Origin of the sequence: Burkholderia sp. Ac-20365, from assembly GCF_017104715.1 — a bacterium.
Taxonomy (GTDB): Bacteria; Pseudomonadota; Gammaproteobacteria; order Burkholderiales; family Burkholderiaceae; genus Paraburkholderia.
Map to the genome: position 1 here is coordinate 297,773 of NZ_JAAGPI010000008.1, position 24,137 is coordinate 321,909.

At 61.6% G+C, this 24,137-nt stretch carries 23 protein-coding genes and 2 pseudogenes; 9 read left to right on the forward strand and 16 right to left on the reverse strand.

Annotated features, from left to right (window positions below; genetic code table 11):
- Positions 1-219 precede the first annotated feature (219 nt).
- The 8 genes from G3O01_RS17445 to deoC all read right to left on the reverse strand — a co-directional run bounded on the left by G3O01_RS17445 (position 220) and on the right by deoC (position 9,986).
- Complete coding sequence (locus tag G3O01_RS17445) at positions 220-1,266, reverse strand: ABC transporter permease (protein WP_205806374.1); 1,047 nt, start codon at positions 1,264-1,266, stop codon at positions 220-222.
- 1 nt (position 1,267) lies between these two features.
- Entirely contained in the window at positions 1,268-2,800 is a 1,533-nt protein-coding gene (locus tag G3O01_RS17450) for a sugar ABC transporter ATP-binding protein (protein WP_205806375.1), read from the reverse strand.
- 86 nt (positions 2,801-2,886) lie between these two features.
- Entirely contained in the window at positions 2,887-3,891 is a 1,005-nt protein-coding gene (locus G3O01_RS17455) for an autoinducer 2 ABC transporter substrate-binding protein (RefSeq protein ID WP_205806376.1), read from the reverse strand.
- 103 nt (positions 3,892-3,994) lie between these two features.
- The gene (locus G3O01_RS17460; RefSeq protein WP_205806377.1) at positions 3,995-5,014 is read right to left on the reverse strand and encodes an ABC transporter permease; all 1,020 of its coding nucleotides are present in this window, start codon (positions 5,012-5,014) and stop codon (positions 3,995-3,997) included.
- A gap of 50 nt (positions 5,015-5,064) precedes the next feature.
- Positions 5,065-6,024: a ribokinase gene (gene rbsK / locus G3O01_RS17465; RefSeq protein WP_205806378.1), complete on the reverse strand. Its 960-nt coding sequence runs from the start codon at positions 6,022-6,024 to the stop codon at positions 5,065-5,067.
- Positions 6,025-6,028: 4 nt separating this feature from the next.
- Positions 6,029-6,493 (reverse strand): RbsD/FucU family protein, encoded by a 465-nt coding sequence (locus G3O01_RS17470; protein ID WP_205806379.1) that lies wholly within the window; start codon positions 6,491-6,493, stop codon positions 6,029-6,031.
- Between the two features lie 69 nt (positions 6,494-6,562).
- Positions 6,563-8,962, reverse strand: coding sequence for an aldehyde dehydrogenase family protein (locus G3O01_RS17475; protein WP_205806380.1), 2,400 nt, complete (start codon positions 8,960-8,962; stop codon positions 6,563-6,565).
- 13 nt (positions 8,963-8,975) lie between these two features.
- Positions 8,976-9,986 (reverse strand): deoxyribose-phosphate aldolase, encoded by a 1,011-nt coding sequence (gene deoC / locus G3O01_RS17480; protein WP_205806381.1) that lies wholly within the window; start codon positions 9,984-9,986, stop codon positions 8,976-8,978.
- 707 nt (positions 9,987-10,693) lie between these two features.
- Here deoC and G3O01_RS17485 point away from each other — a divergent pair.
- The 3 genes from G3O01_RS17485 to G3O01_RS17495 all read left to right on the forward strand — a co-directional run bounded on the left by G3O01_RS17485 (position 10,694) and on the right by G3O01_RS17495 (position 12,051).
- Positions 10,694-10,846 (forward strand): hypothetical protein, encoded by a 153-nt coding sequence (locus G3O01_RS17485; RefSeq protein WP_205806382.1) that lies wholly within the window; start codon positions 10,694-10,696, stop codon positions 10,844-10,846.
- 318 nt (positions 10,847-11,164) lie between these two features.
- Positions 11,165-11,605, forward strand: a complete 441-nt coding sequence (locus tag G3O01_RS17490) for an Hsp20/alpha crystallin family protein (RefSeq protein WP_205806383.1) — start codon at positions 11,165-11,167, stop codon at positions 11,603-11,605.
- 14 nt (positions 11,606-11,619) lie between these two features.
- Complete coding sequence (locus G3O01_RS17495; RefSeq protein WP_205806384.1) at positions 11,620-12,051, forward strand: Hsp20/alpha crystallin family protein; 432 nt, start codon at positions 11,620-11,622, stop codon at positions 12,049-12,051.
- Between the two features lie 61 nt (positions 12,052-12,112).
- Here G3O01_RS17495 and G3O01_RS17500 read toward each other — a convergent pair whose 3' ends face one another.
- The 5 genes from G3O01_RS17500 to G3O01_RS17520 all read right to left on the reverse strand — a co-directional run bounded on the left by G3O01_RS17500 (position 12,113) and on the right by G3O01_RS17520 (position 15,311).
- The gene (locus G3O01_RS17500; RefSeq protein WP_205806385.1) at positions 12,113-13,675 is read right to left on the reverse strand and encodes a tetratricopeptide repeat-containing glycosyltransferase family protein; all 1,563 of its coding nucleotides are present in this window, start codon (positions 13,673-13,675) and stop codon (positions 12,113-12,115) included.
- Between the two features lie 114 nt (positions 13,676-13,789).
- Positions 13,790-14,119: a hypothetical protein gene (locus G3O01_RS17505; protein ID WP_241024026.1), complete on the reverse strand. Its 330-nt coding sequence runs from the start codon at positions 14,117-14,119 to the stop codon at positions 13,790-13,792.
- An 89-nt stretch (positions 14,120-14,208) separates the two neighbouring features.
- Entirely contained in the window at positions 14,209-14,448 is a 240-nt protein-coding gene (locus G3O01_RS17510) for a hypothetical protein (RefSeq protein WP_205806386.1), read from the reverse strand.
- 43 nt (positions 14,449-14,491) lie between these two features.
- Positions 14,492-14,860 (reverse strand): nuclear transport factor 2 family protein, encoded by a 369-nt coding sequence (locus tag G3O01_RS17515; RefSeq protein ID WP_205806387.1) that lies wholly within the window; start codon positions 14,858-14,860, stop codon positions 14,492-14,494.
- Positions 14,861-15,056: 196 nt separating this feature from the next.
- Positions 15,057-15,311, reverse strand: coding sequence for a hypothetical protein (locus G3O01_RS17520; RefSeq protein WP_205806388.1), 255 nt, complete (start codon positions 15,309-15,311; stop codon positions 15,057-15,059).
- 77 nt (positions 15,312-15,388) lie between these two features.
- On the opposite strand from G3O01_RS17520, the gene G3O01_RS17525 reads away from it, so the two are divergent.
- The 3 genes from G3O01_RS17525 (at position 15,389) to G3O01_RS17535 (ending at position 17,747) form a co-directional block, all read left to right on the forward strand.
- Positions 15,389-16,294 (forward strand): helix-turn-helix transcriptional regulator, encoded by a 906-nt coding sequence (locus tag G3O01_RS17525; RefSeq protein ID WP_205806389.1) that lies wholly within the window; start codon positions 15,389-15,391, stop codon positions 16,292-16,294.
- Positions 16,295-16,303: 9 nt separating this feature from the next.
- Positions 16,304-16,831, forward strand: a complete 528-nt coding sequence (locus G3O01_RS17530; RefSeq protein WP_205806390.1) for a GNAT family protein — start codon at positions 16,304-16,306, stop codon at positions 16,829-16,831.
- Positions 16,832-16,931: 100 nt separating this feature from the next.
- The gene (locus G3O01_RS17535; protein ID WP_205806391.1) at positions 16,932-17,747 is read left to right on the forward strand and encodes a 2OG-Fe(II) oxygenase; all 816 of its coding nucleotides are present in this window, start codon (positions 16,932-16,934) and stop codon (positions 17,745-17,747) included.
- A gap of 66 nt (positions 17,748-17,813) precedes the next feature.
- On the opposite strand, the pseudogene G3O01_RS17540 reads toward G3O01_RS17535, so the two are convergent.
- Positions 17,814-18,372, reverse strand: a pseudogene (locus G3O01_RS17540) (TetR/AcrR family transcriptional regulator).
- Between G3O01_RS17540 and G3O01_RS17545 the strand changes: the two are divergent.
- From G3O01_RS17545 to flhC, 3 genes and pseudogenes are all read left to right on the forward strand, one after another.
- Positions 18,371-18,757, forward strand: a pseudogene (locus G3O01_RS17545) (YeeE/YedE thiosulfate transporter family protein); the annotation flags it as partial. The pseudogenes G3O01_RS17540 and G3O01_RS17545 sit on opposite strands and share 2 nt — an antisense overlap.
- A 548-nt stretch (positions 18,758-19,305) precedes the next feature.
- Positions 19,306-19,626, forward strand: a complete 321-nt coding sequence (flhD, locus tag G3O01_RS17550) for a flagellar transcriptional regulator FlhD (protein WP_205806393.1) — start codon at positions 19,306-19,308, stop codon at positions 19,624-19,626.
- A 17-nt stretch (positions 19,627-19,643) separates the two neighbouring features.
- The gene (gene flhC / locus G3O01_RS17555; RefSeq protein ID WP_109484009.1) at positions 19,644-20,270 is read left to right on the forward strand and encodes a flagellar transcriptional regulator FlhC; all 627 of its coding nucleotides are present in this window, start codon (positions 19,644-19,646) and stop codon (positions 20,268-20,270) included.
- 113 nt (positions 20,271-20,383) lie between these two features.
- Here the strand turns inward: flhC and G3O01_RS17560 are convergent, their stop codons facing one another.
- Together G3O01_RS17560 and G3O01_RS17565 are read right to left on the reverse strand one after the other, a co-directional pair.
- Positions 20,384-21,712, reverse strand: a complete 1,329-nt coding sequence (locus G3O01_RS17560) for an Nramp family divalent metal transporter (RefSeq protein ID WP_205806394.1) — start codon at positions 21,710-21,712, stop codon at positions 20,384-20,386.
- Between the two features lie 861 nt (positions 21,713-22,573).
- Positions 22,574-24,127, reverse strand: a complete 1,554-nt coding sequence (locus G3O01_RS17565; RefSeq protein ID WP_205806395.1) for an efflux transporter outer membrane subunit — start codon at positions 24,125-24,127, stop codon at positions 22,574-22,576.
- Positions 24,128-24,137: the final 10 nt, after the last annotated feature.

Sequence of the window (24,137 nt, forward strand, 5' to 3'; positions counted from 1 at the left end):
GATAGGAACGCTGCCGTGAACGGCACGGGGCCGCTGAGGGCCCGTGGGTAAGTGGCAAAAGCTTGCGGTGTGAGCGGCTTTCTTTGCTTACTTTCTTTGCCGCGGCAAAGAAAGTAAGTGCCGCCCCGCACAGGGGCGACGCATGAAACACGAAAGCATGACGCGGATGCCAGCGCTAACACGAGCAAACCAAACAAAGCGTCGCGAAGACAAATCCCGTTACGTTTTCCGCTGAAGAGCAAACAACGTCCCAGCAATCAAAATAAACGCCCCGATAATAACTTTCTGCCAGGTACTAGGCACCCCAACAAGAATAAGAACGCTATTAATGAGGGTAACGAGCACAACTCCGAGCAAGGTGCCCGCAACAGTCCCGGTCCCGCCGGTAATCCGGGCCCCGCCCAGAATAACAGCAGCAATCACATCAAGCTCAGTCCCAACAAGATCGAAGGGATTGGCAAGCCGGTTATTCGACACATGCAGAATGCCGGCAATCCCGGCAAGCATCCCGGTATACCCGAACACAAAAAGATGAATCGCCCGCAGGTTATACCCAAGCCGCTCGGCAATAGCGAGACTGCCACCCATGGCATACACACCACGCCCCATCATCGTGCGATTCAGCAGCCACCAGGTCACCACCGCTGCAAGCACCAAAGCCACAACAGAGACAGGCAAGACGGCCCGCAGTCCGTCGGCAGTGTGATAGAAAAACAGCGGAATACGCCCGAAATGATCCATGCTATGCGGGATATTCATAAAGAACGTCGTGCCGACAAACGTCAGCAAGATCCCGCGATACAGATACTGCGTGCCAATTGTCACGATCAGCGAAGGCGCTTTCAGCCGATGCACCAGCACGCCATTGATCACCCCGAGCACAATGCCGCCCACGGCACCCACAACAAGAATCAGCGCAAACGGCGCATCCGGCCACCAGGCAAACACGGCCTTGGTAATCGCATACATCGTCAACGCGCCGATCGCCGTGAACGACACATCGATCCCACCCGACGCGAGCACCACGAGCGTACCCAGCGCAAACAACGACATCGTCGTCGCCGAATGCAACAGATCGAACAGCGTCGCAAACTGGAAGAAGCGCGGATTGATCGCACCGACAATCACACAGGTCACCACGATCAACGCCCCAGTGAACCACTCCGGGTTGCGCGAGAGTTTCGCGCGCCACGTAGGCGGTTTCACCTCGGGCGCGATTTCGACGACGTTGGGTGTAGTCACGGTCCGGTTCATGATTGACGACATCTCATGCTGCCTCTGACAGCAGAGCGTGATACAGCTCCGCTTCGTTCAACTGATCCGCGCGGTACTGGCTTGCCACGCGGCCCTTCTTCATCATCAGAATGCGATCGCAGTTCTGTAACAGCTCGGGCAGGTCATCGCTGATCAGAATGATGCCGATGCCGCGCTGCGACAGCTTCTGCATGATCCGATAGATGATGTCCTTCGAGCCTACATCCACACCGACCGTCGGTCCATGCAGGATCAACACGCGCGGATCGATAGCAAGCCAGCGGCCGATCAGCACGCGCTGCTGGTTGCCGCCCGATAGCGACTGCACCGGCTTGTCGACACCCGGCGTCGCGATCTGCAGATCCTTCACCGTCTGCTCGGCAAGCTGCGTCGCACGCGTACGGTCGATCTGGCCGAAGCGGTCGCGCAGGCTCGAGATCATTGCGGTGATCACGTTGTCGCGAATCGGCTTGTCGAGGAATAACCCTTCGTTCAGGCGGTCTTCGGGCACATAGCCGATCCGATGATCCTTCGCATCCGACGGTGTGCGCAACACGACATGCTTGCCTTCGAGCGTCACTGTGCCACTCTCCGCCGGCGCCACGCCCGCCAGCGCACGCGCCAGTTCGTTGCGCCCCGAATCGAGCAACCCCGTCACGCCGAGAATTTCGCCGCGATGCAGTGCGAACGACACGTCGCGGAACTGCGTACCACGCGTGTAGCCTTTCACATCGAGCACGACTTCCTTGCCGACTTCACCTTCGCGATAGCGTTCGCTCGACAGATGACGGCCCGTCATCAGCTCGCTGATCTGCGCTTTCGTGTAATCGACGATCGGGCCTTGTGCCATCTTCTGCCCATCGCGCAGCACGATTACTTCGCCGCCGATTGCATAGCATTCGTCGAGCTTGTGACTCACGAACAGCACCGTCACGCCCTGTGCTCGCAGATTGCCGAGCACCGCGATCAGGTTGTCCACTTCTTTCTGCGTGAGCGACGTGGTCGGCTCGTCCATGATGACGAACTTCGCTTCGCTTGCAATCGCACGCGCAATCGCGACCAGTTGCCGTGTTGCCAGCGGCAACTGTTCGATCAGCGTCGATTGAAATTCTGCATCGCCGGGCAAGCCAACGGCTTCGAGCGCTTTCGCTGCCGTGCGCGCGAGCGCCTTGCGGTCGAACGTGCGCGTGAGGCGCCCGTTGTGTTCCGCCAGTTCGGATGTGAGCGCAACGTTCTCTGCAACGCTCATATTCGGCAGCAGCGACAGGTCCTGATAGACCGTCTCGATACCCGCTGCCAGCGATTCGAGCGCAGACAGCCGCGCGTGCGAAACGCCTTCGATCACGAGTTCGCCTTCATCGGGCGGCTGCGCGCCGGAGATGATCTTGATGAGCGTGCTCTTGCCGCAGCCGTTTTCGCCGAGCAGGTGATAAATCTGCCCGCGTTCGAACGACAGGCTCACGCCGCGCAATGCATGCACGCCCGTGAATCGTTTGTGTACGCCGACCACTTGCAGGAACGGCGTGGAGGAAACGTTTTGATTCATGCTGAAAAGCCGTGCTCCAGATGAATGTCAGAGCGTGCGGATCATCACATCGACGACATGAAAACCCGCACGCGGTGATGCCACGATCAGAAGTTGTATTGCTTGTAGTTCGTCTTGTCGACGTTCACCCAGCCCTGGCCGCGCACGATGATGCCCTTGCCCGGACCCTTCTCGACCGTCACCTTCGTGTAGCCCGGAATGCCGAGGTCAGCACCGTTCTGCACGGTCTTGCCGTCGACCAGCATCTGCGCGACCTTGTTCATCGCCAGACCTGCCAGCTTCGGATCCCAGAACGCGATGCCGTTTACTGCGCCGCTTTCGAGGAACTTGCCGGCTTCCGTCGGCAGACCCGTGCCGTACACGCAGATCTTGCCTTGCATGCCAGCCTCTTCAACCGCGCGGCCAATGCCGATCACATCCAGCGAAGACGAGCCCTGGAAGCCCTTCAGATCGGGATGCTTGCGCAGCACTTCCTTCGCGACTTCATACGCCTTCTCGCCGTCGTTGTTCGTTTCGAGCTTCGGCTCGACGAGGTTCATCTTCGGGTACTTGGCCTTGGCATTGTTGATGCCGCCGTCGGCCCATTGCACCTGCGAGCGGCTGCCCAGCGAGCCGACCAGCACGGCCCACTTGCCGTCGTCGTGCATGCACGAGGCGAGGCGCTCGTTCAGGCCCGCACCGTATGCGCTGTTATCGAAGGCTTCGATGTCGACCATCGTGTTCTTCGCGTTGTCCGCTTCATGCGTGACGACCTTGATGCCGCGATCCATCGCCTTCTTCAGCGCGGGTTCGAGCGTCGGCGGATCGTACGGAACGACGGCGATGGCCGTCACTTTCTTCGCGATCAGGTCTTCGATGATCTTCAGTTGCTGCGCGGCATCGGCGCGGCCCGGGCCCGTCTGATACGCCTGCACGCCGGGGTTGTCCTTCGCGAACTCCTTGACGCCTTCGTCCATCCGGTTGAACCAGTTGATGCCCGTCACCTTGACGACCGTGACGATCGTTTCGTTGGTCGCGGCCTGCGCAGCGGCGATCACGCCAAGCGCGAGTGCGCCGGTTGCGATGGCGGCGCTCAGTCGGGTCAGTTTCATGCGTGTGTCTCCTATGTCTTTAGTCGTTTGGTTCAATGTCGCCCCTTCATGTGCATGTCAGCGGAAATCCAGGGCACCGATGTCCGCTAAAACTCTTGCAGTGCTAACGCCGCTGGTTCGGCTGCGCGAAACCGAAGATCGCGCGCACGCGTTCGCCACCCGCAAATGCAAGCGATGCCAGCAACAGGAAACCCCACGCGCAGTCGCCAAAGAACTGCGACACGCCAAGCAGATTGAAGAAGCTCGAAAGGAATTGCAGCACCGTCGCCGCGAAAAACACGCAGATGATGCGGCCATAACCACCGGCAGGATTCACGCCGCCCATCACGGCTATCAGGATTGCGATCAGCAGATACGAATTACCGTAGTCCCATTTCGCGCTCGACGTATGCGTCACGCTGATCAAACCCGCGAGCGACGCGAGAATGCCGCACATCATGTACGTGAGAATCAGCATGCGCGCACGCGGAATGCCCGTATAAAACGCAGCTTTCGGATTCGTGCCCATCAGATACAGACGCAGGCCGAACGGGCTGCGGCGCAGCAGCCAGCCGAGCACGACGACAGCCGCGATAAAGATCACGAACGAAACGGGCACCTGAAACCACGTGCCGTTGCCGATATCCGACAACGGCTCGACATAGTCGACGTGCACCGACGCGCCGTTGCTCAACACGACCGCACAACCCGTGAACAGCAACTGCGTGCCGAGCGTGCAGAGAATCGGCGTGAGGCGCAGACGCGCGATCACGACACCATTCAACAGCCCGCCGATTGCGCCCATCACAACGACGATCGCGCAAAAGACGCTCGTATAGAGCATCGGCGAATCGTCACCGCTGATGAACTTCGGAACAATCAGCGCGGCGACCATGCCCGACAGGTTCGCGAGGCCCACACCCGACAGGTCGATGCCGCCATTACCCGACACCATCGACAGCATGATGCCGAGCGCGAGTAGCCCGAGTTCGGGCAACTGGCCGCCCATCGATTGCAGGTTGTCGAGCGAAACGAACTGGCCATGCGAGATCCACGTCGCGGCGAGCACGACGAGCACGTTCACTGCCAGCAGAAAATTCAGTTGCCGGTCGCGAAAGAGGCCAGCGGAAAGCGAGGACTTCATGTCGGAACGAACTCCTTCATGCTGTGCGCCGCATCGCGCGGCGCACGCGCTCAATGCGTTGAAAGCGGATGACCGGCCTGTGCGAGCACGTCGTTGACTTCAGCGAGTGTCGGCATCGACGGCGCGGTGCCGGGACGCGTGACAGAAATGCCAGCAAGCGCGCAACCGAAGCGTGTTGCTTCGACGGCATCCGCGCCGCGCGCAAGCGCTGCCGCAAAGCCGCCTGTGAAGCCATCGCCTGCGCCCGCTGTTTCCACTACGCGACCGCACTGGAATGCCGGCACGAACACCGACTGTTCCGCCGAATGCAGCAACGCGCCCGCTTCGCCGAGCGTCACGATCACGTTGCGCACGCCCTTTTTCAGCAGCACATCAGCGGCGCGGCGTGCATCGTCGACATTGCTGACTTCGATGCCCGTCAGCGCGGCCGTCTCCGTTTCGTTCGGCGTGATGTAGTCGCACAACGGGAAGATGCTGTCGTCGAGCGGCAATGCGGGTGCCGGATTGAACACCGTCGTCACGCCATGTTTGCGCGCGACTTCGAGGCCGCGTTTTGCAGCCGCAACCGGCTGTTCGAGTTGCGTCACGAATACGCGTGCCGATGCGATGTCTGCTTCGATAGCGTCGACGTCGCCTGCATTCATCGTAGCGGCCGCACCGGAGGCGACGATGATCGCATTCTTGCCCGTCGTGTCGTCGACGAAGATATGCGCTGCGCCCGTCGATGCGCCGTCGATCGTCGACGCACGCGCCGTGATCCCTTCTGCTTCCCACGTGGCACGCGCAATCTGGCCGAACGCGTCGTTGCCCAGACGCGTGCAGAACACGACGTCAGCACCCGCGCGCGCAGCAGCGACCGCCTGATTCGAGCCCTTACCGCCCGGCCCCATCTTGAACGCATTGCCCGCGATCGTTTCGCCGATCAGCGGCATGCGGTCCGCGCGAAACGTCAGATCCGTTACGAAGATGCCGAGAATGACGACACGCCCTTCTTTCTGTTGCGTAGCCATGGCGTCAGTCCTTCGGTGCGTCGGGCGCGAGCAGCACGCCCTTCTTGAAGATGAAGCAGCCGTAGCCGCGCGTTTCGCCCGTGGCGATCACGCAGTACGCCTTTTTCGCACGCGCATAGAACGCAAAGCGCTCGATACCGGCGAACGGCACGTTGCGCCCTTCGGCGTCATTCACTTCGGCTTGCGCTTCGCGCTGCACGGCAGGCAGCGTATCCGGCTCGCCGACCACTTCCATGCGCGATGCAGGATCGTCGACGAAAGTATCGAGCGGCAATACCGACAGCACCGCGCGAACCGCGCGCGGTCCGTCGACGCCGTCGAGCCGCAAGAGCTTGCCCGTCACGGTTTCCCGCGCGACCGAGTCGCCCGGGAAGTTCGCATCGCAAATCACCACTTCGTCGCCGTGGCCCATCGCACGCAGCGCGTGCAGCACATCGGCGTTCAACAGCGGGTCCAGATTCTTCAGCACGTTGTCTCCTCCGTTATTCGGTTGGCGCGCTATCGTTCTGTCATGCCCTGTCAGGCGATCAGAAAGCGATCAGTCGCCGTACGGTATCCAGATGTTCTTGACTTGTGTTGCCTGGCGCAGGAACGCCGGGCCTTCGCTCGACGGGTCGAACCAGTCGAATGCGCGGCCATGGTCGACGAAGGTGCGCTTCAGATTGCCCACCGACTCGCGTTCGGCCAGCGCCGAATCCTTCGCGGAGCCGAAGCACCAGAGCGCATCGACATCGTCGTGCTTCGCGAGCGCGGGCAGCAATGCACCGCGTTCGCCCGTGACGATGTTGAGCACGCCCGCGGGCACATCCGACGTCTCGACCACCTGATAGAAGTCGGTCACTGTAAGCGGACTCGACGAACTCGGCAACACTACAACACGATTGCCCATCGCCAGTGCAGGGGCAATCAGCGAAATGAAAGACAGGAGCGGCGCTTCGTCGGGGCACGCAATGCCGATCACGCCGAGCGGCTCGTTCATCGCGAGCGCGACGCCGCGCAGCGGCGGCGTATGCACCGCGCCGTCGAACTTGTCGGCCCATGCAGCGTACGTGAAGAGACGCGTCACCGATGCATCCACTTCGCGGCGCGCTTGCGTCTCGCTGACGCCCGTGCGTCGAACCAGTTGATGCGCGAATTCATGCGCGCGCACCGCGAGATTTTCAGCGAGGTAATAGATCACCTGCGCACGGTTGTGCGTAGTAGCCTGCGACCACTTCTGCGCGCCGCGCGCCGCCGCGACGGCATTGCGGATGTCCTTGCGATTGCCCTCGCCCACTTCGCCGACGACGGTGCCATCGGCGCCATAAACGGGCAGCGTGTAGCCGCTATCCGGCCGCGCCTGCTTGCCGCCGATAAAGAGCTTCGCGGTGCGGTCGATTGCAAATACATCGGCACCTTGCGGCGCGTCTTGTGTCTGCGTCGACGCATCCGTCACACGATGCACCGGGCGGCGCTCTTCGAGTTCGAGCCATGCCTTCGGCTTCACGTATTCGTAGATGCCTTCGCGGCCGCCTTCGCGTCCATAACCCGACTCGCGATAGCCGCCGAAACCGACTGCGGCATCGAACAGATTCGTCGCGTTGACCCACACCACGCCGCTTGCAAGGCGCGGCGCGATATCGAGCGCGCGGCCGATCGTCTCACTCCAGATGCTCGCGGCAAGGCCATAACGCGTGTTGTTAGCGAGCGCAACGGCTTCGTCGGGCGTGCGGAACGTCATCGTTACGAGCACGGGGCCGAAAATTTCTTCCTGCGCAAGCGTCGACGCGGGCGCTACGCCTGTGACGAGCGTCGGCGGATAGAAGCAGCCGTCGGCGGGCACCGTCGTTTGCGTCGACTGATAAATCTCGCAACCTTCGAGGCGCCCCGCTTCGACGAGCGATTCGATGCGCTCCAGCTGCACCTTGTCGACGATCGCGCCGATATCGATGCTCTTGTCCAGCGACGGGCCAACGCGCAGCGTCGCCATGCGACGCTTGAGCTTGTCGATGAAGCGCGCCGCGACGCCTTCCTGCACCAGCAGACGCGAGCCTGCGCAGCACACCTGGCCCTGATTGAACCAGATCGCGTCGACGACGCCTTCGACTGCACCGTCGAGGTCGGCATCGTCGAACACGATGAACGGTGACTTGCCACCCAGTTCCAGTGTCAGCGATTTGCCCGTGCCTGCCGTCGCCGCGCGAATCTGGCGGCCCACTTCCGTCGAGCCGGTGAAGGCGATCTTGTCGACGCCCCAATGTTCGACGAGCGCGGCGCCCGTGCGCCCGTCGCCCGTGACGACGTTCAGCACGCCTTTGGGCAGGCCCGCGCGATGCGCCAGTTCCGCGAACAGCAGCGCCGTGAGCGGTGTGTATTCGGCCGGCTTCAGCACGACGCAGTTACCTGTTGCGATAGCAGGCGCGATCTTCCACGCGAGCATCAGCAATGGGAAATTCCAAGGCACGATCTGGCCGATCACACCGAGCGGCGCGAAGTCCTTGAACTCGCTGTCCTGCAGCTGCGCCCAGCCTGCGTGATGCAGAAAGTGCCTTGCTACAAGGGGGATATCGATGTCGCGCGTTTCGCGGATGGGCTTGCCGTTATCGAGTGCTTCGAGCACGGCAAAGAGTCGGCTGTGACGTTGCACCATGCGCGACAGCGCATACAGATGACGTGCGCGCCCGGCGCCGCCCAATGCCAGCCAGCCCGGCTGCGCGGCGCGCGCTGCGGCGACGGCGGCATCGACGTCAGCGGCATCGCCTTGTGAAATGTGCGCGAGCAGTTCGCCCGTCGCGGGTTCATGCGATGCGAAACGCTCGCCCGCTGCGGGCGCGCGCCATCCACCGTCGATGAAATGGCCGAACGTCGCGTCATGCTGCGCGAGCCATGCACGCGCGGGTTGATCGTCCTCGGGTGCGGGACCGTACTCCATCGATGAAAAATACTCGGCTACGCTCATGGGATCGGTCTGCTCAGGCAACAGGGTGACGGTTGAAGGCGGAATAACGGCCAGTCGCATAGTATTCGAGCTGGCGTTCGATATCGGCGAGAAGACTGGACGCGCCGAAGCGGAACAGTTCGGGTTCGAGCCACGCGCGGCCCAGTTCTTCTTTCATCAGGATCTGAAACGACAGCGCGGTCTTTGCGTTCGACACGCCGCCCGCCGGCTTGAAACCGATCAGCATGCCCGTGCGCGCGTGGTATTCGCGGATCATGCGCGCCATCACGAGCGACACGTCGAGCGTCGCGTTCACGCCTTCCTTGCCCGTCGACGTCTTGATGAAATCGGCGCCTGCCATCATGCAGATCATCGATGCGCGCGCAACGTTCGACAGCGTTTGAATATCGCCCGTCGCGAGGATCGCTTTCAGATGCGCTTCGCCGCATGCTGCGCGGAAGTCACGCACTTCGTCGTAGAGCGCCTGCCAGTTGCCCGTCAGGACATGCTCACGGGTGACGACGATGTCGATTTCCTGCGCGCCGTCCGCCACCGATGCTTCGATTTCCTTCAGTTTCAGCGGATGCGGAATCAGGCCAGCCGGGAAACCCGTCGATACCGCTGCAACGGGAATGCCGCTGCCGGCGAGTGCATCGACGGCGGCCGCGACGAAGCGGTGATACACGCACACGGCGCCTGTCGTGATGCTATGCGGCGGCACGCCGAGCGCGGCGAGGATGTCGGCGCGTACCGGCTGACGCGCTTTCGCACACAGACGCCGCACACGGCCTTCCGTGTCGTCGCCATTGAGCGTCGTCAGGTCGATGCAGGTGACGGCTTTAAGCAGCCACGCGGCCTGCGCATCCTTCTTGACGGTGCGTCGCGTGCCGATGGTCGCGGTGCGCCTTTCGACAGCCGACTGGTTCACACGCAGGCCATCGAGCCATGCGAGATCGAAAGGCACGCCCGGATTGCGGGCGGGATGAATGTGGGCTGCGCGCCGCAGCGCGACCACCGACGAAGACTGCGTAGGAGCTTCAGGCATAGACGTCCACTGGTTTGTGCGATGCACAACAACGGCTGATGGTTTATTTGCAGCCATCCTACATCGGTTGATAGAATTCTAACAAGTGTCGTTATGATTGTTTCCAGATTTCACGCTTGCGCTTGCGCCTGAATATGCCGGTTGAGGCCTTGCCAGGTAAGGGTTTTGTCGGTGCCGACAGCAGGGATTGGTGTTTTCACCAGGGGTGTGATGGTGTGCTTCTGATTTGTCTCGTGACGCTGGTTTGGTTTGCTTGTGTTTTTGCTGGCATCCGCGTGATGTTTTGCCTGCTTCAGGCGTTGCCCCTGTGCGGGGCGGCACTTACTTTCTTTGCCGCCGCAAAGAAAGTAAGCAAAGAAAGCGGGCTAACACCGCCCGTTCTTGACCTCCGCCTGAGGGCCCCCAACAGTTCCTCCACTTCACACGGTAACTTCTCAGTCACCGCCCGCTGCCGGCGCCCGGAATAAGCGCCTCACCCATTTGAATCACCCGTAGCGTAGCTAGGGGCAGCGAATGGTTACGGCCGCCCAGGTGGCAAACTGTGTGTAGGTCGTAGTGCTTCACACCCAGGCGCTCCTACGACACCGATCCTGCTTTTCAGTCCGGAGTGAATACGTGTGCGCCGCGACAGCCTACACACAGTTTGCCGCTATAGAACGTAGGCAAATTGATCGCGCATGTGGCGACGCGGGAGCGGGAAGCGGGTGATGAGCCAATTCGAAGCGTTGGCAGCGGGCGTTGAGAAGAGCGATGCCGCGAACAGGACGGGGGCGTTGGGGGCCCGTGGGCAACTACAAGAACTGGCGGTGTTGAGCGGCTTTCTTTTGCCTACTTTTCTTTGCCGCGGCAAAGAAAAGTAGGTGCCGCCCCGCACAGGGGCAACGCGTGAAGCGGGCAAGACAAAACGCGGATGCCAGCGCACAAGCGCAAGCAAAACAAAAAACCAAAAACCAAAAACCAAAACGCCATTTGCGGGCACCGCAACCCCTTTTCAACAGCCCATTTTTTGCAAAATCGGCACTTGAAAGTTTCCACAGGCTTCCTATCTATCGACACATCAGCGCAGCAGCCGCACCAACCTATCGGCTCTGCATATATCCACTTCGTTTGTCGCGGCACGACGGGCACATCGGCATACTCAGGCCGGCGCGCTTCGCCGCTCAGAGGAGAGAGCGACCATGAGTGACTTCTATTTCGGCACCGACCTGTTCAGCGAACTCGACCGCTTGCAGCGGCACGTGTCGGGTGCGTTCGGCGGCTTCCCTTCGAGCCTGCGTTCGAGCCGTTCGGGCGCGTTCCCGAACCTCAATATCGGCAGCACCGAAAACACGATCGAAATCGTCGCGTTCGCACCCGGCATCGATCCAGCGAAGCTTGAACTATCGATCGACAAAGGTCTGCTGACCATCGCCGGCGAGCGCGCCGCTGCTCGCCCAGCGCGTGACGAAGGCGCACGCGCCTATGCGCAGGAGCGTTTCAACGGACCGTTCCGCCGCGTCGTCGAACTGCCGCAACAGGCCGATCCCGACAACGTACAGGCACGCTACGTAGACGGCCTTCTGCTGATCACGGTCGGCAAGCGCGAAGCGTCGAAGCCGCGCGCAATCACGGTTCAATAATTCGAGGTGAAATCATGAGCGACAATACTCAAGTGACCCAGCGCGGAGACAGCACAGCGAGCAGCACAGCGAGCAGCGCAGCAAGCCGCAATAGCGCGCGCGAACAGGAACGCCGCGTGACCCTCACGCCGCCCGTCGATATCGTCGAAGACAGCAAGGCAGTGACGCTATGGGCGGATCTGCCCGGCGTGTCGAAAGAGAAACTCGACATTCGCGTGCATGACGGCAGCCTGTCGATCGAAGGCGAATCGGCGTTGCCCGCGCCATCTGCGGTACGGTTCTCGCATGCCGAAGTGCGTGCACCGTTCTTTGCGCGACGATTTACGATCAGCGACGACTTCGATACGTCGAAGATCGAAGCGAACCTGAAGGATGGCGTGCTCAAGCTCGTCATTCCGCGACGCGAACAGGCGCAGCCGCGGCGAGTCGAAGTGAAACTCGGCTAAGCGTTTGTTCAATGTGAAAAAAGAGCACCCGTGATTGCGGCGTGCTCTTTTTTTGTCCGCGCTAATTCAGTTGATCCAGCGCGCTTCGCAAGTTCTTTATGACGTCGCTCCAGTCATTGCGCTTCGACTGACGGAACAGACGCATGTACTGATACCACGGACTGTCGTCGCGCTTCAGTTGCCAGCGCCAGTCGGGCGTGAACGGCAGCGCGATCCACACCGGCTTGCCGAGCGCGCCGGCAAGGTGCGCGACGGCGGTATCGACGGTAATGACCAGATCGAGTTGCGCGATCAGCGCGGCTGTTTCGGCGAACGTGTTCAATCGCCCGGACACATCACGCAATACACCACGCGTCATCAGCTCATCGACTAACGCGCGATCGCCTTCGCGCACATCTTTCACCAGCGACACGAACTGCACATTCGCGTCGAACAACGACATGCACTGCGCAAGCGGTATCGAACGATTGTGGTCGTTCAGATGCGTGCGGCTACCCGACCATACAATGCCAACACGCGGCCGCGTATCGTCTTGCGCGAACACATCCGCCCATTGCGCAAGCCATTGCGAATCCACCTGCAAATAAGGGCTTTCGACACGCAGGTCCGCCTCGCGCACCTTGAGCGCAAACGCAAGACTGAGCATTGGAATGTGATAGTCGAATGCAGGCAACGGCGCAGTGTCGCCGATCACTTCAGCCGCACCGGGATAATCGCGCAGCAGCGGCAGCAACGCATCCTGAACCCGCACGACCACGCGCGCACCCATCGCGCTCAAACGTCCGACAAAGCGAATGAACTGCACCGTGTCGCCGAAACCCTGCTCGCCATGCACGAGTACCGTCTTGCCAGCAAGCGTCTGCTTGCCCGTCCACAGCGTCGCGTCCGGCAAGCCGTGACTCATCGTGCCGTCCAGCCAGCGCCATTCGTACTCGCGCCAGCCATGCTCGAATTCGCCTAGCAGCAGGTTGGTCTGCGCGCGGTTGGTCCGTGCGCCGGCGTCGTTCGCATCGATCGATATTGCCTTCTTGAACTGCTGCAACGCTGCGTCGAAGCGATGCAGGTCGCGCAACGCAACGCCCAGATTCACGTATGCACGCACGAAATTCGGCTTGAGCGCGATTGCCTGGCGGTACGCCGCGAGTTCTTCGTCATAGCGCTCCATCTGACCGAGCAGCGTGCCGCGGTTGTAATGAACCTCGGCCGATTGCGGATAGCGCTGTGCGAGCCGCGCGAGATATTGCAGCGCGCGTTCGTGATTGCCCGTCGCAACGAGTGACATCGCCACGCCATGCAGCGATTCCGCATGATCGGGATACGAGGCAAATACACGCTCGTACAGCGCGACAGCATCCGTATGACGCGCTGCAAGCTGACAGATGTGCGCAGCGAAATGAAGCTGCTGCGGGTTCGTCGATGCGGGCTGCGCCGCGCGCATCGCATAGTCGGCAGCGCGCGCGTAATCGCCCTGCTTCGCCGCGACGTAGCCGAGTGCTTCGAGTGCTTCGTTGTGGTTGGGATCGATCGACAGGATGCCGTGCAACAACACGGCCGCGTCGACGTATTGGCCGGCAGTGAACTTCTGCTGCGCGTCAGCGAGGGTTTGGGCGATATCGTGATTCATGATGCAGCGGATCGGCGCAACGCCGCGTCGCGCCCGGAGAAGGAGGAACCGATTGTACGCGAGCCCTCACCCTGTTTCCGTTCCGCTACTGTCATGCCGTCCCGCGCCGCGTCATCAAACTGACACGCGGATCTTGCGGTCTTTCTGCATTTCCTCGAGCTGCTTCTGCGCGTCGAGCTCCTTCCTGATCATTTCGCGGACTTTCTGTATGACCTTTTCACGCTCGTCAGGCGGCATGTTCTTCAGATCTTCTTCCGTGATGCCGAGTTTCGCGAGGATCATTTTCTCGATCCGCTCGCCCGTCGAACCTTTCGTGTAATCGGTCAGCTGATCGAGCAGTTCCTTGAAACTCGGCTTGTTGCCCGCCTGCGCGCCGGCGCTGCTACCAGGCACGCTATTCGTGCTGCCCGTGCCCATCGTGCCGATGTTGTTCGTCGTCTGCATGGTTTGCGTTCCCCGAAGTCTTGTTGATATTCGAATCTGACATCTGCATTACGCTTTGCGCAGCACTTTAGTCACGACGAACGCGCACGTCAACGGTTGTTCGATGACACATTCGGACACAAACAACACCTGATCCAGCCGACCAGCGCGAGCAGCATGAGCCCCGCGCCGCCGAGCACGGGTTCACGCCACGCGACGAGCGCGATGAACGTGAACGCGCGGGCGCCTGCCAGCAGCGCGAATCCGGCGATAGCGCCCGAAGCCATATCGATTGCGTCCTGCACGCGTGCGTACGCGGCAGCGTTCAGCGCGACGGCGGGCTCATGCATGATGGTTCTCCTTATCCTCGTATGTGGGATCGCTGGCGATGCGTCAGGCGGCGCCCGGCGCTTCGTCGAGAAAGCCCGTGACGGATTGCAGCCGCCCGCGCGTATCGATCACGCCGAAGTCGGAACCCTTGACGATCGCAGCGCCCGACGGCGTCAGCAGTTCCCACGAAAAGCGCAGGCGGTTTGCGAAGCCGTCGACGTCCGTCGTGCGGCGAAACGTGTGATGCGGAAAGCGTTCATGGACGGCGCGGATCATCGCGTCGATGCCGTCATGTCCGCTGCCGGACAGAAGCGGATCGAGATAGGCAGCGTCGTTCGCCCAGGTCGCCGAGATCAGTTCGCGGCGGCGGCCGGCGTCCGTCTCGTTCCAGGCGTCGAAGTAACGGCCGATCAGTGCGGTATGCGCGTTCATCGCGGACTCCTTCAGTGAGTGGATGGTCGAGATGTCCGCCGCGTACTGCGTGTTTGCGGCGGCCTCGGACTGAAGATTCGTCGATGAACGTCTGCGGGTCGATTACGCGGGAGGTAATGATCCGGCAGCACGCGCGCGCTCAGCGAACGCGCGTGCCGGAGAAAAAGGTAGGCGGAGTCGCTTCGCGAAGTGCGTGCTACGCCTTCGCGGTGCTGATCTGATCGGCGAGGCGCCGGCCTTCGTCATAGCCCGCTTCGCGCGCCTCCTCTTCGCTATGGAACGTCGCGACAAGTTGCTGGAAGCGGCGGCTTTTCCCTTCGATATGCGCGTCGGCGCCGTGATGGCACACGTAGCCGATGTAGTGCCACAAGGTCTCCGGCACGGGCGGCCCGTAGGCCGTGACAGGAAGCACCCAGACTTCCTGGCCGTTGTGCTCGATCTTGTCCCACATGTTCGCCTCCGGAACGGTCGCAAGGGTCTTCAGTATGAGCGCGTTTGGCCGTGGCGCGTTGCTTTACCTCCGAGGTAATGGAATCGCGGCGAGGTTTGGCTATCATCGACGCCATGAACACGCTCACTGCCACCTTGTCCGCGCCCTCGGGCGCCCCTTCGATGAGCCGCACGGTCGGCGACATGCTGCGCGAATGGCGGCAGCGGCGCCGGATGAGCCAGTTGCTGCTCGCCTCCGAAGCCGAGATTTCGACGCGCCATCTGAGCTTCGTCGAATCGGGCCGCGCGCTGCCGAGCCGCGAGATGGTCATGCATCTGGCCGAACGGCTCGAGGTGCCGCTGCGGGCGCGCAACGCGCTGCTCGTCGCGGCGGGCTATGCGCCGCTTTATCGCGAGCGTCAGTTGAGCGATCCGCAACTGGATGCGGCACGCGCGGCCGTCGATCTCGTGCTCAAAGGCCACGAACCGTATCCCGCCGTCGCCATCGACCGGCACTGGACGATCGTCGCCGCGAACAACGCGCTGGCGCCGCTGCTGAAAGCAGCAAAGCCTGCGTTACTGGAAGCGCCCGTCAACGCGCTGCGGCTGTCGATGCACCCCGACGGCATCGCGTCGCAGATCGCCAACTGGCATGCGTGGCGTGCGCATCTGCTCTCGCGCCTGCAGCGCCAGGTCGACGTCAGCGCGGACCCGACGCTCGCCGCGCTCTACGACGAGCTCGCCGCGTATCCGACGCCGCCCGACGCCGATCCCGCCGACGACAGCCACGCGTCGCCGCTCGACCAGATCGCGGTGCCGCTGCGCCTGCGCACCGAACTCGGCGTGCTGTCGTTCTTCAGCACGACGACCGTGTTCGGCACGCCTATCGACGTGACGCTCTCGGAACTCGCGATCGAAGCGTTCTTCCCCGCCGATCCGCAAACCGCCGATGCCTTGCGCAAGTTCGCGGACACAAGCGCGGCGTCGGCCGGCGCGAACAACTGAGGGCCGCGCATGGCTGAAGACATCCTGATCCGCACACTCGAACTCGCCGACCGCGACGCGTTTTTCGCGCTGCGTTTGCGCGGCCTGAAAACCCATCCCGCCGCGTTCGGGCAAAGCTATGAAGAGGCCGTCGAGCGCGGCCCGTCGCAACATGATGCGATGCTCAGCGGCACGCATGCCGCAATTGGCAACGTCCTGCTCGGCGCATTTTCATCGACGGATGGGGCTTTGGTCGGCACTGTCGGGCTGATGCGCGAGACGCGGCACAAGGAACGCCACAAGGGCCATGTGATCGGCATGTACGTCGCCGACGAGGCAGCCGGGCGCGGCGTCGGACGGGCGCTGCTGACGGAGTTGCTCGCGCACGCTGCGCGAGTCGACGGCTTGCGGCAAGTTGGGTTGCTCGTCACGAACGGGAACGGCTCGGCTCGCGCGTTGTATGAATCGCTCGGGTTTCGCGTGTATGGAACGGAGCCGGATGCGATGTGCATCGACGGCGTATTTCACGGCGCCGATCTGATGGTGCGGTTTATCTGAGCCTTCGGCGAATTGAAGAGCAACTCCCGGAGTGTGCGGGCGCCAGAGGCTGCGTAGACTGGGCTGCATCGAAAACGCAAACGCCGCTACGGAGCCGCTCATGCAAGATTCCGCACTCGACACGCAAGCTGGCCTGTTCGACAGGGAAGAACAACCGCACAACCCGCGCAAAGGCCGGCGCGAGTCAACGCCCGTGATTGCCTCGCCGCAAGCCATCGCTGAACGTGTCGATGCAATCGACTGGTCGCGCGCCGCCTCCGAACTGGACGCACACGGCTGCGCATTGCTGACAGGCTTGCTGAACGCCGAAGAATGCAACGCGCTGAGCGCGCTCTACCCGCGCGACGATCTGTACCGCAGCCGCGTCGTGATGGCGCGGCATGGCTTCGGGCGCGGCGAGTACAAGTACTTCGACTATCCGCTGCCCGATGTGGTCGGCGCGTTGCGCACGGCTGTCTATCCGCATCTCGCGCCGCTCGCGAACTCATGGAACGAGACGATGCGCATCGACGTGCGCTTTCCTCCGATACACGCTGATTTTCTGCGACGCTGTCATCAGGCGGGACAATTGCGCCCGACGCCGCTGATCCTTCAATACGCAGCCGGCGATTTCAACTGTCTGCATCAGGACCTGTACGGCGAACACGTATTTCCGATCCAGCTCGCGATCCTGCTCTCCGAGCCCGGCAAGGACTTCACAGGCGGCGAGTTCGTGCTGACAGAACAGCGCCCGCGCATGCAATCGCGCGCGGAAGTCGTGCCGCTGCGCAAGGGCGACGCCGTGATGTTCGCGGTGCATCACAGGCCCGTGCAGGGGACGCGCGGCGCCTACCGTGTGAACATGCGGCACGGCGTGAGCCGGCTGCGTTCGGGGCATCGGCATACGCTCGGCGTGATCTTTCATGACGCGAAGTAGGTTTGATTACCTTGCGGCGCGCTTCTGACGCGCTTCTGACGCGCTGCTCGCCCGTGGCTCACACGACTACGAGGGCAGCAGCCCGGCCGTCCGATACGTCTCGATCAACGCATCAAAGATGCTTGATGTCCGACCGGCTTCGCGCCATGAGTTGTGCACCGGCCACCGCCGCGAATATGGCGCGTGCACGTTTCTTCGCGTCCTTCGAACTGACGACTCCTGCCGCCACAAGCATCTTTCCAAGCCACGCGACGTTGACGTCGGCAAATGCCTGAACCTCGTTCTTCACGACCTCGGGCAAATCGTCGTATTCGGCCGCCATGAAGCTCGCCAGACACATCCGGTTGTCATTCTCGAGCGCCACACGAAACGTTTCCGGGAATCTCCGCAGGCACTCGACCGGGTCGGAAATCCTCGCCGACATCTCCTCCAGTGCCCCGGCCGCATCCTCCCAGTAACGCTTCGCGACGGCGGCGGCAAGGTCGGCCTTGCTCGGGAAATGGTGATAAATGCTCCCGGCCTTGATGCCAACCTCTTGCGCAATCGCCCGAAGATTCAAGCCTCCGTAGCCGTGAGCCTGCGCAATTTTGTGAGTCGCCTTCGGGGCCCGCCCGACATGTCGAATCGACGTCGCGTGTTGGCCTTACTGGAGTTCTCACACGAACGCCGCCGCTCCCGCGTCGTCCGTTACACGCGGTGTAACGAGCGTAATGGGGGCCGGCATCGTCCGCGGCGCAATGGCTGCTGCCGCGCTTGCGGGCCGCTACGCGCCCGCGCGACGCATGCTCATGCGACCGCTCGTCACCGCCGTCGTGGGCGGCCTGCCGCCCGGCTACAGAGCCCGGCTGGCCTATGGTTGTAACATCCGCGCGGATTTCAGCGGAATGGTGTCAGGCAGCCTGCACGCCCGGACGTGGCTTGCGGCCGCGCTTGCCGGCAAATGTAACCGGCACCCGGCCGGCCGCCTTTTCGGCCTGAAAGTAGAACCGATCCGCCAGATCGTTCGCTGACCCGTTACAAACTTCCGGGCAGGTCTGTAACAGCCTCGCCCGAAGTAGTTACAAATCCCTACCGGTTTGTAACTCCTTTTCGTTACATCTCGGGTTATCCCGGATTCCCTGACCGGCGGCGTATTTTTTACCTGCCGGCTTTTTGTTTTCTTTCTCCCGGCTTTCTGAACTCATATGATTTTCGCATAAGCCAACACGCATGCGGAAACCGGAAACTATTGCGTCAACCCTTATTTTATAAGGGTTTCCCGGTACCCCGTTGCAAACGTTTTCCGTCTGCCTGGCGATTATGACGACGCCATGAAAGAGTTACCGAAATCAGTGTTGTTTTATCGTATCTTTTTTTTGAGAAAGGTATTGATTTCTGGAAATCGTGTTCATACAATTCCGCCCAAGCTGTTACGAAATGTAACGGCTTGTATCAAAGGTTGGCTGGTTGTATCTGTGCACCAACTTGACGCCGGAAATCAACAGTGTCCGGCGGGGCATAAGACCAAAACGGCAAAAAATGCCGACATAAGTAATTCGGGGCTTCGGAAACAGAGAAAATGGACCGTAGCAGCGAGACGCTGGATTCTATCCGCGAAATTAATTTGTCTTACATCATGCTCGCACAACGTATGTTGCGCGAGGACAAGGCGATCGGCATGTTCCGTCTCGGCTTGTCGTCGGAGCTGGCTGATATTCTTGCCGGGCTGTCGCTCGCGCAGATCGTCAAGCTGGCCAGCTCCGATCAGCTTTTGTGCTTTTTCCGCTTCAACGACCACGCGATGTTGTCGGCGTTGACGCACACGTCCCGTCACGCGGAAGTGGCATCGACGCATGCCGCGATCCTGCTGGCCGGACAGCCCGCAGAGCAGTTCGCTTAAAACCGGAGAGGACTGCCATGCTGAAAAAGAGCCTTACCGAAGACGCGCAGGAAGTGTTCCGCGCGATCGCGCTGATTGAACTGGGCGCGCGCATGCAGGTGCTCGAAAGCGAGCTGACGCTGTCGCGCGACCGCATGATCCGCCTGTACCGCGAGGTCAAGGGCGTATCGCCGCCCAAGGGCATGCTGCCGTTCTCGGCGGACTGGTACATGACGTGGCTCGCGAACATTCACGCTTCGCTGTTCTACAACACGTATCTGTTCCTGAAGAACGAAGCGCGCTGCTCGCATCTGGACGCGCTGACCAAGGGTTATCGTCTGTATCTCGAACATTGCCGTCATAGCGAGACCGAGCCGGTGCTCGATCTGACGCGTGCATGGACGCTGGTGCGCTTCTTCGACGCCGACATCCTGCAACTGACGCCCTGCTGCCGTTGCAGCGGCAAGTTCGTCGCGCACAAGCACGACCTGCAGCACAACGTCGTGTGCGGCGCGTGCCAGCCGCCGTCGCGCGCAGGCAAGACGAAGAAGGCCGCCGCCGCGAAGCGCGATGCCGAGAAGGAAATCGTTTCCGTGCCGCAGGTTGCGGAAGAAGTCGAAGTACTCGAAGAACAGATGCTCGAGGAAACTGCGCTGGCGGCCTAGCGCCGCGCATCGCTCTGTCCATCCGAAGCTACGCAGTATTTTGAAGCCGGTCTTTTCAGACCGGCTTTTTTTCGCCTGCGATTTTTGCGCGTATATCTTGAGCGCTTCGGGTATCAGCCTGCGAAGCCGAAGGTCTGCACCACGAGCCAGAGATTCGCCGCGCTGATCACGACGAACAACGACCACGCGATGATCCGTGTCGGCAGCCGGTTGGCGAACTCGCCCATCAATTTGCGGTCGTCGGTCATGCGGATCAGCGGATACAGCGCGAACGGCAATTGCAGGCTCAGCACCACCTGGCTCGCGACGAGCAACTGGCCGACCGCACCATTGCCGAGCATCTGCACGCCGACCAGCGCGGGAATGAGCGCGAGCGCGCGCGTGATGAAGCGCCGCTGGTAGCAGGGAATCTTCAGTTGCAGAAAGCCTTCCATGATGACCTGCCCGGCCACGGTGCCTGTGAATGTCGAGCTTTGCCCCGACGCCAGCAGCGTGATCGCGAACAGCACCGCCGCGAAGCCCGTACCGACGATGGGCGCGAGCAGGCGGTACGCATCCTCGATTTCGGTCACTGCGGTGTGTCCCGTCGAATGAAACGCGGCGCCCGCGAGAATCAGGATTGCCGCGTTGATCAGCAGCGCGAGAAACAGCGCGACGATCGTATCGATACGCGACAGCGAGATGGCTTCCGCGATGCCCTTGTGGTCGCGCGTCACGGCGCGCGTCTGCACGACGGACGAATGCAGATACAGGTTATGCGGCATCACGGTCGCGCCGAGAATACCGATGGCGAGATAGAGCGGCTCGCGTTCGCTGACGGCTTGCCACGAAGGCACGAGCCCCGCGGCAACGGACGGCCAGTGTGGATGCACGAGCGCGAGTTCGATGATGTAACCGACGCCGATGGTCGCGATCAGCCCGAGCATGATGGCTTCGAGATCGCGGAAGTTCTTGCCCTTCAGGCCGAGCACGATGAGGGTATCGAACGCAGTGAGAATCACGCCCACTGTCAGCGAGCATTTGAACAGCAGGTGAAACGCGAGCGCGCCGCCGAGCACTTCCGCGAGATCGCAGGCGATGATCGACAGTTCGGCGAGCAGCCATTGAATGCGGGCGACGCCTGGCGAGTAACGCGTGCGCGACAGTTCGGCGAGGTTGCGGCCCGTCGCGATGCCAAGACGCATGCTCAGGCATTGCAGCACCATGGCCGCGAGACTCGACAGCACGACCACGAACAGCAGGCTATAGCCGTAGCGCGAGCCCGCTTCGATATCGGTGGCCCAGTTGCCGGGGTCCATGTAACCGATGGACACAAGGAGACCCGGACCTGCGAACTGAAGGATCTTTTTCCAGAAAGGCGCGGACTGTGTGACGGTGACAGAGCCCTGCACCTCGGATGGGCAGAACGGCGCGGTTGCTGTGGTGGGAAGTTTGAACGGCAAAGCCAGGAACCCTCGAGGTGATTTAACTCGCAGTGCGCTTTGGTTGGCGATGGCTGGCGCCGCGGAATGGGGTCAAGTGTACAAAGAAATTTGGGGACGTGGTCTGGTTTGGTCTGGTTTGGTTTGCTTGTGCTTTCGCTGGCATCCGCGTTAGCGCCTACGCGGCGCAAGCGTTGCCCCTGTGCGGGGCGGCACTTACTTTCTTTGCCGCCGCAAAGAAAGTAAGCAAAGAAAGCGGGCTAACACCGCCCGCTCTTGACCACCGCCTGAGGGCCCCCAACAGTTCTTACACTTCACACGGTAACTTCTCAGTCACCGCCCGCTGCCAGCGCTTCGGCCAGGCGCCTCACCCGCTTCAATCACCCGTAGCGCAGCCAGCGGCAGCGAATGGTTACGGCCGCCCAGGTGGCAAACTGTGTGTAGGTCGTAGTGCTTCACACGTCAGCGAACCTACGACACCGATCATGTTTCCCAGTCTGGAGTGGTGCGCATATGGCGCGAAAGCCGACACACAGTTTGCCGCTATAGAACGTGGGCAAATTGATCGCGTAGGCGGCGACGCGGGAGTGTGAAGCGGATGAGGCGCTCAATAAGAGTGTTGGCAGCGGGCATCAAGAAGAACGATGCCGCGAACAGGACGGGGCCGTTGGGGGCCCGTGGGCAGAGAGAAGAGCTGGCGGTGTTCAGCGGCTTTCTTTTGCCTACTTTTCTTTGCCGCGGCAAAGAAAAGTAGGTGCCGCCCCGCACAGGGGCAACGCTTGAAGCAGGCAAGACAAATCGCGGATGCCAGCGAAAGCAAGAGCAAGAGCAAAAACGCGAAAGCGAAAACAACCCACCCCAAGCGTCGCAGACAAAAAAACCTTACTGCTTTGCGACCTGCTGCGCCACCCCATCAGCATTACCAACGTCAGTCTTCACCTCACCCCACCCCCCGCCGAGCGCGCGAATCAGATTCACCGTCGCCACAGCCTGCGTCCCCGCAAGATGACTCAACTGCAACTGCGACTGCAACGTCTGCCGCTGCGCATCAATCACATCAAGATAAGCAACCTGCCCTTCCTGATACTGTGTCTGCGACAAATGCTCCGCGCGCTTCGACGCATTGACGGCATCATTCTGCTCACGCGTCTGATCGGTCAACAAACGCAGATCCGACAGGTTGTCCTCGACCTCACGAAACGCCACAAGCACCTGCTGACGATACTGCGCCACATCCTCGTCATACTTCGCGCGCGCATTGGCAAGATTCGCCTTGCGTCGTCCGCCGTCGAAGAGCGGCACCGTCAGCGCCGTGCCCGCAAACGGTCCGAGCAGGAACGCACGGCTCGACCACTGGAACAGATCGCCAAGCGTCGTCGACTCGTAGCCAAACGCACCCGTGATATCGAGCTTCGGGAAGAACGCCGATTTGGCGAGACCGACCCGCGCATTCGCCCCCGCCATCGCGCGCTCTGCCGCCGAAATATCCGGGCGACGCTCCAGCAGCGCAGACGGCAATCCTGCAGGCACGCGCACCGTCACGGGCGCGAGCGGCGTCTCGGGGAACGAGAAGTCCGCGGGCGCCTTGCCGAGCAGAATCGCAAGGCCATGCTCGGACGCCGCACGCTGACGCGCCACGCCAACCGCATCGGCGCGTGCCGTCGCCAGTTCATTGCGGGCACGCGATACATCCAGTTCGTTGATGTCGCCTTCCTTGAAGCGGCGCTCGACGAGCTTTAACGCGTCTTCACGCAAGGTCACCGTCTGACGATACAAGCTCAACTGTGTATCGAACTCACGCAACTGGAAGTAGTTCTGCGCGACGTCCGCCTGCAACGCAAGCTGCACCGAGCGGAACAGCGCTTCGCTCTGCGCCTGGTCCGCACGCGCCGCATTCACGTTCGAGCTGACGCGGCCGAAGAGATCGACTTCATACGAAGCGGTCACCTGTGCACGCCACAGCGTTTGCGTCGGCACGTGCGTGTCGTTCGGCAGGAATTGCGATGCCGGTGACAGACGCTCGCGCGTCGGGCCGAAGCCCGCGTCGAACGACGGGAACCAGGAGGCGCGGGCCTGTTGCGTCAACGCGCGCGATTCCTGCACGCGCGCAGCAGCGGCTTTCAGGTTCTGGTTTGCATCGGCGGCCTGTTTTTCAAGGTCGTTCAACGTCGAATCGCCGAACACCGTCCACCATTCACCACGATGCGCTTCTTCCGCGGGCTCGGCCGTCTTCCACGTACCTGCCTCGCTGGCGGGAAGCGGCGCGTTGGCCGCGTCCGTCGTCGAAGCCGTTACGGGCGCTTCCTTGAATGCCGAGGGCGTCGGCGCGTCGGGTCGCTTGTACGTCGGCTCGACCGAGCACGCCGCGAGCAGCAACATCAACAGCGTGCTCGCCGCCGCGCGCCCGAGGCCGCCCATCTGTGCAAAGCTTTTCATTGTCATTTTC